10 protein-coding genes are annotated in these 12,891 nt (G+C 36.0%); 3 read left to right on the top strand and 7 right to left on the bottom strand.

Going from position 1 to position 12,891, the window contains the following annotated elements; all coding sequences use genetic code 11:
* Positions 1–118 precede the first annotated feature (118 nt).
* The 3 genes from NCE97_RS12090 to NCE97_RS12080 all read left to right on the top strand — a co-directional run bounded on the left by NCE97_RS12090 (position 119) and on the right by NCE97_RS12080 (position 2,483).
* Complete coding sequence (locus NCE97_RS12090; RefSeq protein WP_353779531.1) at positions 119–574, top strand: SRPBCC family protein; 456 nt, start codon at positions 119–121, stop codon at positions 572–574.
* Between the two features lie 34 nt (positions 575–608).
* Positions 609–1,541: a hypothetical protein gene (locus NCE97_RS12085; protein WP_353779530.1), complete on the top strand. Its 933-nt coding sequence runs from the start codon at positions 609–611 to the stop codon at positions 1,539–1,541.
* A 138-nt stretch (positions 1,542–1,679) separates the two neighbouring features.
* On the top strand, positions 1,680–2,483 hold the full coding sequence (locus NCE97_RS12080; RefSeq protein WP_353779529.1) for a TlpA family protein disulfide reductase: 804 nt from the start codon (positions 1,680–1,682) through the stop codon (positions 2,481–2,483).
* A 91-nt stretch (positions 2,484–2,574) separates the two neighbouring features.
* Here the strand turns inward: NCE97_RS12080 and guaB are convergent, their stop codons facing one another.
* The 7 genes from guaB to NCE97_RS12045 form a co-directional block, all read right to left on the bottom strand.
* Positions 2,575–4,047 carry an IMP dehydrogenase gene (guaB, locus tag NCE97_RS12075; protein ID WP_353779528.1) on the bottom strand — a complete coding sequence of 491 codons (1,473 nt, stop codon included), beginning with the start codon at positions 4,045–4,047 and terminating at the stop codon, positions 2,575–2,577.
* 94 nt (positions 4,048–4,141) lie between these two features.
* The gene (locus NCE97_RS12070) at positions 4,142–5,467 is read right to left on the bottom strand and encodes an alkaline phosphatase D family protein (RefSeq protein ID WP_353779527.1); all 1,326 of its coding nucleotides are present in this window, start codon (positions 5,465–5,467) and stop codon (positions 4,142–4,144) included.
* Positions 5,468–5,532: 65 nt separating this feature from the next.
* Complete coding sequence (locus NCE97_RS12065; RefSeq protein WP_353779526.1) at positions 5,533–7,965, bottom strand: TonB-dependent receptor domain-containing protein; 2,433 nt, start codon at positions 7,963–7,965, stop codon at positions 5,533–5,535.
* On the bottom strand, positions 7,946–9,322 hold the full coding sequence (locus NCE97_RS12060; protein WP_353779525.1) for an HTTM domain-containing protein: 1,377 nt from the start codon (positions 9,320–9,322) through the stop codon (positions 7,946–7,948). Before NCE97_RS12060 ends, NCE97_RS12065 begins: the two co-directional genes overlap by 20 nt.
* Before the next feature lie 56 nt (positions 9,323–9,378).
* Positions 9,379–10,512 (bottom strand): imelysin family protein, encoded by a 1,134-nt coding sequence (locus tag NCE97_RS12055; protein WP_353779524.1) that lies wholly within the window; start codon positions 10,510–10,512, stop codon positions 9,379–9,381.
* Between the two features lie 131 nt (positions 10,513–10,643).
* The gene (locus NCE97_RS12050; RefSeq protein ID WP_353779523.1) at positions 10,644–11,843 is read right to left on the bottom strand and encodes a DUF4856 domain-containing protein; all 1,200 of its coding nucleotides are present in this window, start codon (positions 11,841–11,843) and stop codon (positions 10,644–10,646) included.
* Positions 11,844–11,984: 141 nt separating this feature from the next.
* Positions 11,985–12,848 (bottom strand): hydroxymethylglutaryl-CoA lyase, encoded by an 864-nt coding sequence (locus NCE97_RS12045; RefSeq protein WP_353779522.1) that lies wholly within the window; start codon positions 12,846–12,848, stop codon positions 11,985–11,987.
* Between the last annotated feature and the right edge of the window lie 43 nt (positions 12,849–12,891).

Genomic DNA, 12,891 nt, shown 5'->3' with positions numbered 1-12,891 from the left:
GTCAATAATCGTATATTGTTTCGGGTGAAATATATAAGCATTGTGTTAAAGCTTTTTTGAGAGTTTGGATAAAACATTATCTTTAAATTGCATTCATTAACCAGCCTAACTTATATATATGAAATACACTACTGAAATTACCATTGAACTTCCTAGAGATCAGGTTATCAAAAAGCTAGACAATATGGATAACATAAAACACTGGCAACGTGGTCTTACTAGTGTAGAACATGTTTCTGGAACGCCTGGTGAATTTGGTTCCAAAATGCGCCTAAACTATCAATTTGGAAAACGTAAGATGGAACTTATGGAAACCGTCACAAAACGTAATTTCCCTGACGAGTTTCATGCTACATACAACACCAAAGGCATGCACAATATTCAAAAAAATTATTTTAAAGAAACTTCTGAAGGTCACACACAATGGATTAGTGAAAGTGAATTTTTACCAACAAATTTCATGATGCGTGTCATGACTTTCCTGATGCCTAGAGCCTTTAAAAAGCAAACCTTAAAATACCTAACTGATTTTAAGAATTTTGCTGAAAGAGGAGATTCCGTTTCTGATTTATAATTCAAATTCTTAAGCAGCTAAATCGTTAAGAGTAATGAAGTTTTTGGCAACCATACTAATTCTAATATTTGTTCAAAATCTTTTTGCTCAAGATGTTAACCAATTCAATCCTGCAAAAGAAGCAGTAAAACTAACGTTCGAAGTGGAGCCAACAGATCTTTCTGAACGTACGTTTATAGAATTGGATTCTATATATAAAGTAGATCCCAAAACACTTTTCTATTTAGGGTCTTCAGAGTTTACTTCAGATTTGACAGTCAATAATTCACTATCCAAAAATCAGACTGGTCATATCACACTAAAAACTTCAAACTTAAATAAAGTAGAAACTGTATTCTTTAATAAGAATGGTAGGAAATATATCATTATAGATAGTAAAGACCTTCCGGAAAGTGTCACTATTCCTAAAGGGAAAACGTTTATTGAAGATTTACATAGCGATGGAACACTTATTATTCATGGTAAAGCATGGAAATATTACAAGTATAACCCAAATCAAAAAAAACTTGTTTTGGACAGGATTATCTTCACAAAGGAGTTGCAAGACCGAGCTATTGCCACCTATTATTCTGACAAAGATGAATGGAAATTTGGAAAAGCTTCTGATGGCTCTATGTTTCCTGCTTGCGATTTAGAAGTCTTGGCTCCTACAACAAGAGCAAGACTATTAATTACGGACGACCAATTATTACCTTTGATTATTTCTAATATCCCAGATTATAATACTCTGAATGGCCAGGTATTTTTAACTTGTAAAGTAAACTGTAGATCACAAATTGCTGAAGTCTCCACACTTAGAGTTATCGGAATACACAAGAAAGTTGCTAGGACTCTTGAAGAAGTTTTCAAAGACTTGAACCCCTGGACTACAGCTTTTGATAATGGAAGCCCTGTAGATAGTAGAATTACTTTTATGGTAAGATTTACAAGAGGACAAGTAAGAATAGCCAGAGACGATGATATTTAAATACAATGACAGAAAAGGTATTTCAATAGCAAGTTGATAATCAAATTCTTAAAGTAATCAGCTTCAGTTAACACTAATTAACACACAAAATTTGCTGTAAGTAAATTCTTCCATTTTCTTTGCAAGAAATATGAACTTATGATGTACACAAGAATTTTTACACTAGTAGTTCTATTAATCAATCTAAACCTTACCTTACTTTCAGCACAAAATGACCATCTTAAAGGACTAACAAAAGTTGATCTTTTACAAATGCCTGATGTTAACATTGAACCTGACAAATACCCAGTATACAATACGTTTGGTCAAAAATTAACTGATGTACAAGTCTTACAAGCAATGATGTCTCAAAAATATCTCCCTGATCTTTACGTAGACAATAACGGGGATATAAAGGCTATCGTTTTAAGGCCTGTCAGTATAGAAGAAAATATTAGTCTGAAGCCTATTCCTGAAGAAATTGATAATAATAGCGAATCCTTTGATGCCTTAGTTAAGGCAATGGCCAACCCTAATCTTGTTGAAGGCTCTTCAGCTCCAGATTTTGAAATCACAGATATCAATGGCAAAAAATATTCATTACAAAGCCTAAAGGGAAAAGTCATCGTAATGAACTTTTGGTTTACAGACTGCAAACCTTGTAAAGTAGAAATCCCTGAGTTGAATACTTTAGTAGAAAAATACAGTGCCGAAGATGTTGTTTTCCTCGGGTTTGCCCTTGATGATAATTCTAAACTGGATCCGTTTTTAGAAAAAACCGAGTTTAAGTACACTATGTTTCCAAATAGCAAAAATGTAGCAGACAGCTATAAAATATCTGGATACCCAACTCATGTTGTCATTGATAAAGACTCTAAAATAGCTTTTAGTACTGTTTCTTATTCTGCAATTACTACGCTTATTATTGAAAGGAACATAAATAAATTACTCGGAAAAGAATAAAACAACCGTATAATTCTAACAAATAGTAATGAAAAGCATAAGGTAAATTATCTTATGCTTTTTTTAATATACAATACTATCAGAATGCTAATTACCTAGAATAATTTGGTGCTTCTTTGGTAATGGTCACGTCGTGTGGATGACTTTCATTAATTCCGCTTGAGGTAATCTTTACAAAGCGACCTGTGTCTTTAAGCGTTTCAATATCTTTTGCGCCACAATAGCCCATACCTGCTCTAAGCCCACCTATAAATTGATGAATGCTTTCAAAAAGTTCACCTTTATAAGGCACTCTTCCTACAATACCTTCTGGAACTAACTTTTTGATATCGTCTTCCACATCCTGAAAATAGCGGTCCTTACTTCCTTGCTTCATAGCTTCAACAGAACCCATACCTCTGTAAGACTTGAACTTTCTGCCTTCATAGATAATAGTCTCTCCTGGTGATTCTTTTGTTCCTGCTAAGAGCGAACCTAGCATCACACAATCTGCACCTGCAGCAATAGCCTTAGGAATATCACCTGTATAACGAATACCTCCATCAGCAATCACAGGAACGCCACTACCTTTTATAGCTGCAGCAACTTCTAACACTGCTGAGAACTGAGGAAAACCAACACCTGCAACAACTCGGGTTGTACAAATAGAGCCTGGACCAATACCTACTTTTACCGCATCAGCTCCAGCATCTACTAAATACTTAGCAGCTTCGGCTGTGGCAATATTACCAACGACAACATCTAGGTTTGGAAACTTAGCTTTTACATCTTTAAGCACACTAACCACACCTTTAGTATGGCCGTGAGCAGTATCGATAATTATGGCATCGACACTAGAGTTTACCAAAGCTTCTACTCTTTCTAAAGCATCTGCGGTAACTCCAACAGCTGCTGCCACTCGCAAACGACCATATCCATCTTTATTAGCAATAGGCTTTTGGGTAAGCTTTGTAATATCTCTAAATGTAATAAGCCCTATAAGTTTGTTGTTTTCATCAACAACAGGAAGTTTTTCAATTTTATTCTCTTGAAGAATTTCTTCTGCATCAATTAAAGAAGTACCTTCTCCAGTAGTGACCAGATTTCCTGAGGTCATGACCTCAACAATTGGCCTTTGATTGTTTTTCTCGAATCGTAAATCGCGGTTTGTAACAATTCCTTTCAGGATCCCTTCATTATCTACTATCGGAATTCCTCCTATGCTATGTTCCTTCATGTTCATCTTAGCATCTGCAACAATAGCTGTTAGTGGTAACGTTACCGGATCGATAATCATTCCACTTTCTGCACGCTTTACTTTTCTTACCTTAGCGGCTTGCTGCTCAATAGTCATGTTTTTGTGCAACACACCAATACCACCTTCACGAGCAATAGCAATCGCCATTCTACTCTCTGTCACTGTATCCATAGCAGCAGATACAATAGGAACATTGATTGTAATGTTTCTTGTAAACTTTGTTTGAATATTAACTTCGCGTGGTAAAACTTCAGAGAAAGCTGGTACTAAAAGGACGTCATCGTAAGTGAGACCTTCACCTACTATCTTGTTTTGATGTGCTAACATGATGCAATTACGATTATAATTGCATGCAAATATACAACTAAAATTGAACGTGACTTTAATTAACGCTCACAAAATAACTTTAAGAAATCGTTACTTAGTCCTTATATCTAAGCTCACTGACTTGTACCGAATAATCCCAAATTTTCTCACCATTAGTATTATAGATTGTTACTGTGAGTCTTCGCTCTTTTCTAGGACCAGAAACATTAACAATACCAAAGTTTCTTTTATAAAACGTCTTACCTTTTACCTGATTAGTATTGCCTTCATCTCTCGGATTGTGGATACCAGAGGTTAATGGCGAACAGGTAATATCTATCAGAGGATAGGCATTGAATCGTTCCATTTTAGAAATCTCCGTATGGTGTCTGTCACCACTCATAAAAATAACACCTTGAATTTTCTCTTCATGTAGTCTTTTTAATAACTCTTGGCGCTCTTCAGTATAGGTAGCATAGTTCTCATACACGGCTGCATTAGAAATCGTCTGACCTCCAATGCATACTACTTTAAATGTTGCTTTGCTTGCTGTTAATGCTCTGATTAACCAATCTAATTGGGCATCACCCAAATATGCTTTGTCTTGTGTTAGCTTACGATTTGGGTCTCTGTGGTATCGATCATCCATCATGAAGAACTCGACATCATTCCAAAGGAAATGTGAAGTAATGCCTCCTACTCCTGCAGCATCTGTATTGAGATTTCCCCAATAATCGTTAAATGCTTTTTCAGTTATTTTTTTATTGGCATAAGACGCATCTGCATCGTTTGGTCCGTAATCGTGGTCGTCCCAAGTCGCATAATGATGTACACTTCCTAATAATGGTTGTAACTCTGATGTTGATCTTGCATGTTTGTAACGATGGCGAATTCCACGTTCTGTTAAGAAATCTGGTTCGCGGAGATAAGTGTTATCCCCAAGCCAAACCATTAGATCTGGATCTTTGGAGAGGATACTATTGAAAATTTCGTAACCTGCTCCATAAGGTGTCCCAGGTCTATCATCTTTGGGTTCATTGGCATAAAAACACGATCCAATTGCAAAGCTAAAATCTGGTGGATCGGTTCGCCATTGCCACAGTGTTTGTGTCTGAAACTCTAGCTTGTAATCTCTCGGCACATATATGTCGTTGATATAAAGCTTGTAGGTGTAATTCTTGCCATATTCTACTTCAGTAGGAAACAGCTTAGCTATAAAATCATTATTTGAAGTTGTATGGTAGGTTGGTGTGAACTTGCCAGACTCTCCTTCTGCCATATATTCAATCTTTACATCTGCCTCGGCTTTGGTTTGCACCCAAATCAAGACTTCTCTGTAATCTGAATACCCAACCATTGGACCAGATTGGAGAAGTTCGGACTGAGAATATGTACCTATGAAGAGAAAACTAAATACTAAAGCAATCAGATATTTTTTCATTGTGTATCATTTTATGCGTGTGGTAAAATTAACCAATGTATATTATCTGAAGATTAATTTTCAGTTTAAAGTTTTACTTCTAAGGTTACATACCAATTTCTTGGTGGTGATGGAATGATTCCAGGTCCTGGATATCCTGTAGCTCTTCTGGTAAAATAGGTATTATCCAGTACATTATTTACACCTGTTTCAAGCTTGAACATTTTGTATTTGTAAGAGAACGACGCATCCATAACATCGTAAGCTTCTATTGGCCCAATAACTCCTGAAATTCCGGCTTCATTAGATTCAGCATTGGTAGCATCAGAGAATTGCTTGGATAAATAGGTGTATTGCAAACTTGTTTGAAAGTTTTTGTAGGCAAAACGAAAGCCAGTTTTTAAGTTCAAATTAGGAACAAATTCTACCTTGTTGCCTTCTATACCAGGTTCATCGGAAGACACATATTCCGAAGTGATTAAAGATGTATTAATGAAATAATTGAATCTTAGATTATCCGCATCAAGAAAGAGCCTGTTCAAGTTAAAATCGATGAGAGACTCTAATCCATAAATTACTGCATCACCAACGTTTGTTCTTTGATTTTTCACACTATTATCGGGTTGTGTTGTCTGGATAAACCCAATTCTATCATTATAAAACAACCCAAACACATTAACATCATACGATACTGCGTTGTTGATGTTCCCTCTTATGCCTATATCTGATGTAAATCCTTTTTCATCTGAAATATTTGGATCGATGATAAATGCCGGATTGGTAATATTGATATCAGAAAAAGTTACTGATCTGTAGTTCTGAGACACATTGCCATAAAATTCTAAAAACTCATTTGGCTTGTAGCTTGCGCCTAAACCGAGTAATACAAAATTACGTTCATTGATATCATCAGAGAAGATTGTCTCGTTCAAGATTACATTTCCTGCTGCATCGGTATTAATATTCTTGAAAAAGCCATCGCTTTCTGTTTTTATATATTCAAATCTAAATCCTGGTGTAATGGACCATTTATCATTTAAGTATAGAATATGTTCACCAAAAACGGCAACATTTAAGTTTGGGTTTTCGTAATCGGACTGATTTCCATAATTCGGAAAATCATCAAACTGAAAATCGAAATTAGGATTTATACCATCACTTCCAGGGCCTTGTACATCGGTATTATTCGATTTATAAAACTTTGCTCCAATGAGGTATGTCGCTTTCTTATTGAAAAGTTCATAGCTGCTCAACAAACGTGTTTCAAAACCAAAATTCTTAAAGTCTCCTTTAATAAGATCCCTAACCCCTAAAGCATCTGGTTGGTCTTGCCTGTTGGTTCTAAAACCTAGTGCATTTCGTTCTGCATCTAGTCCGAAAAAGTTGAATGTAAAATTCGTTTTTTCAGAAAATTGATGTGCTAGTTTAATGTTATACACTAACCAATCTACTTGAAACCAATTTCGAGCTCTATTACTCTGGAATGCATTTTCATTGAACATTGCATCAGTAAGTCCTCCTGCTTGCTGAGCCAAATATCTTAGATAGGTCAGCTCACCAGATAGTTTAGTTTTCTCTGAAATTTGATAGCCCAAATGAAGGTGCGCGTTCTTAGATTCGAATTCTGAATTTGGTCTAAATCCATCTCCTTGCTTGTAATTGAAAAAGGTATAGTAGCTAAACTTGTTCTTAGTACCGCTCAGACTCGAGAAATTGGTATACAAACCATTGCTTCCTACTGTATTTCTGGTAATAAATTCTATTGCTTTATTTGGGTTTGGTTCTTTAAATTTAAAGTTCACCAATCCTCCAAACTGAGTTCCGTATTGTAGCGATGCTGCACCTCTAACGACCTGTATTTCTTTCAATGCTTCGGCAGGTGGTGTATAGTAACTTTCTGGATATCCCAAAACATCTGCACTGATGTCATAGCCATTTTGTCTTACATTAAAGTTTGATGTTCTATTTGGATCCAAGCCTCTACCTCCAATATTCAATTGAAGCCCTGCGTCATCGTTCTGAAAGATATTTAAACCTGCAACTTGACTATAAATCTGACGTGCATTATTAGAGGCAATATTTGCCATGGATTGATCTACCAAAACGACCTCTGTCTTCTTTCCTGCATAGATCGCCGTTTCTTCTACGTCCTTTAACCTGTTAAGCTCAAATACCTTTGCGCGTCTTGCAGAAATTTGCACTTCGGAAAGTTCTTCGGCCAGAGTTTCGAGTGTAATATTTTGGGTCATCTCACCATTCACAGTAACATTGACTTCTTTTACCTTAAAGTCATACGTGAAGAACACCAAAGTATAGTTAGTTTCTTCAATTGAAAACTCGTAGTAGCCTTTATCATTAGTAATAGTAAGAAGCCCTTTCGTTTTATGATAAACCTCCACACCTTCAATAGGCAAACCTGTTGACGAGTCTGTAACTGTCCCAGAAACCTTGTTTTGTGCTACGGCGAATAGGCTAAAGCATAGCGCTATTATTAAAATACTATAATCCTTTAATCTCATCGTTAAATGGTAAAATCCAGTCTTTATGTTTAAATGATTCTTTTTGTTGGTATAAGTCTACTTTTGGATCGATATATGGTCTACTCAATCGTCCATTGAGTGCTATATAGCAATCGACATAAACTTCTATATTTTGATGTCCTTGGCTTGCGAAATGATCGCCAAGATAATGTGCATATTCAAGGATAAAATCGGGTTGAAAACTCATCTGTTTCTCCTGAAATGATGTGAGGAAGTCTTTATTATCCACATAGAAAAACTGCCCTGTTTTCCCATCTACAATTTTAAAGTTGGCATATCCCGCTTTTTCCATCAGCATCACGCGCCACGAAAAACGATAGCCTTCCTCAGTCCAAAATAATTCGCCTGGATATAATACATATCGCCATGGCATCACTATTTGAACAACAAAGAAAAGTCCTATTAGAGATACTATGATTCTTTTTGACAATGCATTATATCTATAAGTTTCAAAGATTTCAATTGGTCTTTGAATGGAAATTTTTAATGACTTGAATAGCCTTTTTATACCATTGAGGATTTTATTATGAAGACCAGCATCGAAGAAAATTAACGTACTGACAATCATAATATAAGGGAACATCCCTATTGGGAATAGCACTCTGGTAAAGACATGAAAGAATACCACTAAAGCGAATGCAAGCAAACGTGTTCGCTTATACAGCAATAAGAATGGTATTGCTAAATCGTAAAGCATACCACACCAACTCATGGCAAAGTGAAACCATTCTTGATGCATCAATGTGTCACCAATTAGAGGAATATCATATTTGGATGGTAACCATATCTTCAAAGGCATGGCCTTAAACAACCAATCTGAATTTACTTTTGCCAAGCCTGCATAGATATAGACCAAACCTAATAAGAGCTTTATGCTATCTATGGTCCATTTTGGAACTTGCTTATACTGTTTTTTAGACAGCAAATTATCTACCGAGAATGAGGCATTTGCTGGTAAGAATATCATCAAAAAACTAGCTATACTTATAAAGTAATAATGGTTGAGATAAGTGGTTTTATCCATCAACTCTATATAAGTAAAGCTTAGGAAGAATGTAATTATGGCTAATCTGTATTTTAGACCTAGAGCGACAAATAGCGCAGACAATCCACAAATCACAAACAAGATATAAGTGTAGTTTCCCAAGGGCTTTATCCATTCAAAACCATAATAAGAAAAGTGAAATTTTGGCTCAATGTATAAGGTTTCTATCCAACTATGATACCAAAACCTAATAATGCTTGCAAACATCATCAGACCAAACGCAATACGAAATACAACCAACGGAGCTATGTCCGTAGTTTTCTTTAGATATGTGTGTATGGTTTGGTTCATTTATATGAAAAAAGGCTGCCCTAGGACAACCTCTTTATATGTTCTTTTATCACAAATTAATCGCCATCAGCATCGTTAAAATCAATAGCAATATTTAATGCCTGAGCCATATCCGTTTTCAATAATGGTACGCAAGCTTGGATGGCATCATAAGCTTGGGTCATTTGTGTATTATCATTAATAACCTGATTGTAAAAGCTATTATCGAGAGAGCTAATCATACTACGAGCTGTGCTTAATTGTGTATTGATAGCTGTCACTAAATCTGAGCGATCTAAAAACTCTAAATAAGTTTTAAAGCTAGGCCCAGCAGCGCCTCCATTAAAAGCTCTACCATTAAATAAATCTTCAATAGCTGTCATAGCTTCTAAAGCCAATTCTTTAGATACATCATTCTTGTAGAAAGCTTCAACTTTTTCTGGCAGTGGGTCGATAGAAAAATTCCCAGCAGGAGTTCCAAATTTATCTTTTCTAAAGCCACTTTCATAGTACAAAATATAGTCATTTACTATCTTGTTTAATGACCCATTAATACTATTAGCTGTGTTATTAACAAAAGAATCTCTAGACGTATTTTCCCACCCAGAAACTATTGTATTTGTAAGATTAATCATTTGAGATGTCACATCGGTCAAAAAGTCTATATAGCCACTGGCATCTTGATTGGTAGTAAACTTATCAATTGCAGAGGCGTCACCGCTAACTAAACCATGAATTAAAAAATCTAACGCAGGTAAACCACGTCCAGGGTGATAATCTACAGTACTCAAGTCATAACTTCCCGTTTCAGCAGCATTTTCAATCAGTGAAGTCGTAACAGGAAAAATATTAAAAAAGCTCACAAAACCTCTATCATCTACTCCAATGATTGGTTCTGCAGGACCTATGGTATACATTTGAACATACTGCCATGCTTTATACGCGTCTAACCAAGCTGCACTTAAAGTATCTAAATTACTTTGAGATATATCATTCACAAAGTTTCCTCTTGCCACATCTAGAGCATTTAATTTTGTCTGAAAATCTTGAAATGCTGGAATAATAATGTTATCAGCAAGATTCGTTAATAAGGCTTGACGATCAAAAGTAGGATCGACTCCACCTCCATTATTCCCTCCTCCATCATCTGAAGAACTACAGGCTACAATGACTATTGCAACAACTAAAACGGAAAAGAATTTCTTTATCATAGCAATTTTTATTTATTCTAAATAAACGCTGCAAATGTAATTAATAAATTACTTCTGCTCAATTTTTTGAAACCATTTTAAATAAAAAAAGTAGCCAACTATTTTTGACTACTTTTTTCGGCTAACTTAAATCAACTTCCTGCTTGGGCAACTGTAAACCCAAAACTAGTGGCTATATCTTCTGACATACTATCTAATGTTTCTGAAGTCACATCCCAGAACCCATTACCAGCCATTAATTGAGTAATCATAGCATCAACTTCTGCCTTCGTAAAATATGGATTGTTTGTTCCTGGTACTCTTGTAAATTGTAAGCTGTAGATAAAGCCAAATCCTTCAGATAAATCGTGGAAAGCAGCACCATAATCATCAGCTTCTAGAGCATTTTTTCCTTGTTGCAAATAGTATACTGCTCTAATTCCAATAACCTTAGACACTTCTTCTCTAATAATGTCTGCCTGTTCGTTTCTTAAATCATAATCTTTTGCTACGATTGCTGCGCGACCTAACTTTAATGCATCATAAATAGTCTGTGCAATACCAGCAAAATCAGCATCACCTTCAACTCTAGATAAGTACTTGTTAAGGAAACTATCCTGATTCAATTGAGGATTAGTAGCATTATCTGTTCCGTATAAGTATCCAAATGCCTCATCCCAATCGTGCTCCATATCTGTATAGTTCTTACCATCTACAAGCGTTTCGCTATCATTAGCTGTTTCAAACTGATTTAAAACATTAGAACTTATATAGTTATTCAACATCTGGTCTACCATTAAAGCACCAATTAATGACTTGTTCACCGCTTGGTTAAGCTCTAACCCTTTACCGTTCACATAACGTAAAGAACCACCACCTGCTTCTTGGATTCTCCCTGCATTACCAGCCGTAGCATCCACACTCCAATTTGGGTATACATCATTTACTTGCTCAGCAATCCAGGCATCGAAATCAGCTTTTATGGCATTGGCATCAGTAGTATTTGCTGAGAAAAAGTCGAACGATGCAGCTGTCTTACCACGAACACTTTTATTAGAAGCGTTTAAGTCTGCATCCGAGAAGTCATTGTTTCCCTCTTCGTGAGCAAACATGCCATCGATTTCTGCTTCTGTCCTTGCAGGATCTTTCATAGCACTGATTAGCTCTTCTCCCATAAGGATTCTTGTTGTTTGTCCACTGTAACTTACAGACGTTTCCCCGTTTCTCTCAAAGCTATACGTTGCTGGAGCTGTAACTTGTGGATCTCCTCCATCTCCGTTGTTATCATCATCGTTGCTACAAGAGGTTAATAAAGCTCCTAGAGCCATTACACTGAATACCAGTTTTTTCATTTGGGTTTTATTTTTATTAAGATTGATTTTAAATAATGATGCAAATGTAAACGTGAAAAGTTATTCTACAAACTTTATTTAGATTAATTTTAAATAAAGTTTTAAACAAGGATATAACCTATTGATTATGAGTTAGAAAAGTTAATGATATTGATTAAAAATCTTAGAAGCTTCATTATAAGCACTCTCAAAACTCAAGGCATTGAGATCGTGTGCTCTCCTTTGTGTGAAGTAGGATAGCATCTTCTCCGTAGGCATATTTCCTGTGAGTTCATCCTTAGCCATTGGGCAACCACCAAAGCCTTGAATTGCTCCATCGAATCGTCGGCAACCTGCTTTGTAAGCCGCATCTACTTTTTCAAACCAAGATGATGGTGTGGTATGTAAATGTGCTCCGAATTCGATATCAGGATATTTAGGAATAAGGTTAGAAAACAAATAATCTATAGTTTCAGGATCAGAACTCCCAATAGTATCACTCAAGGACAGAATATTAACACCCATTTTTGCCAAACGCTCCGTCCACTCTCCTACAATGTCCACATTCCAAGGATCTCCATAAGGATTTCCGAATCCCATGGAAATATAAACTACCACTTCTTTATTGGCCTTGTTGGCAATTTCTAAGATTTCCGTTAGGGTCACTACAGACTGCGCAATTGTTTTGTGTGTATTACGCATCTGAAAGTTTTCAGAAATAGAAAACGGGAATCCTAGATAATCAATTTCAGGGTGCTGAGCCGCATCATTGGCACCTCTGGTATTCGCAATAATTGCTAATAATTTGCTCGTAGTTGCACTCAAATCTAACTGAGATAATACTTGAGCAGTATCCACCATTTGAGGAATTGCCTTAGGAGACACAAAGCTTCCAAAGTCAATGGTATCAAAGCCTACACGAAGTAATGACTGAATGTATTGCACCTTCTCCTCTGTAGGAATAAAGTCCTTTATCCCTTGCATTGCATCTCTGGGGCATTCTATGAGTTTTACGTGCTTGTTCATTCTGCTCAAAGATAAAAAAGATAAGCAAAGCAAAAAGTGTAAA

Origin of the sequence: Winogradskyella sp. 3972H.M.0a.05 (genome assembly GCF_040493455.1) — a bacterium.
Lineage (GTDB): Bacteria > Bacteroidota > Bacteroidia > Flavobacteriales > Flavobacteriaceae > Microcosmobacter.
This window is presented reverse-complemented; position numbering and strand designations above follow the sequence as displayed.

Excerpts from the sequence above, each read along its gene's own strand:
- NCE97_RS12090 (WP_353779531.1), top strand. The coding sequence starts at position 119 with ATGAAATACACTACTGAAATTACCATTGAACTTCCTAGAGATCAGGTT.
- NCE97_RS12085 (WP_353779530.1), top strand. The coding sequence starts at position 609 with ATGAAGTTTTTGGCAACCATACTAATTCTAATATTTGTTCAAAATCTT.
- NCE97_RS12080 (WP_353779529.1), top strand. The coding sequence starts at position 1,680 with ATGATGTACACAAGAATTTTTACACTAGTAGTTCTATTAATCAATCTA.
- guaB (WP_353779528.1), bottom strand. The coding sequence starts at position 4,047 with ATGTTAGCACATCAAAACAAGATAGTAGGTGAAGGTCTCACTTACGAT.
- NCE97_RS12070 (WP_353779527.1), bottom strand. The coding sequence starts at position 5,467 with ATGAAAAAATATCTGATTGCTTTAGTATTTAGTTTTCTCTTCATAGGT.
- NCE97_RS12065 (WP_353779526.1), bottom strand. The coding sequence starts at position 7,965 with ATGAGATTAAAGGATTATAGTATTTTAATAATAGCGCTATGCTTTAGC.
- NCE97_RS12060 (WP_353779525.1), bottom strand. The coding sequence starts at position 9,322 with ATGAACCAAACCATACACACATATCTAAAGAAAACTACGGACATAGCT.
- NCE97_RS12055 (WP_353779524.1), bottom strand. The coding sequence starts at position 10,512 with ATGATAAAGAAATTCTTTTCCGTTTTAGTTGTTGCAATAGTCATTGTA.
- NCE97_RS12050 (WP_353779523.1), bottom strand. The coding sequence starts at position 11,843 with ATGAAAAAACTGGTATTCAGTGTAATGGCTCTAGGAGCTTTATTAACC.
- NCE97_RS12045 (WP_353779522.1), bottom strand. The coding sequence starts at position 12,848 with ATGAACAAGCACGTAAAACTCATAGAATGCCCCAGAGATGCAATGCAA.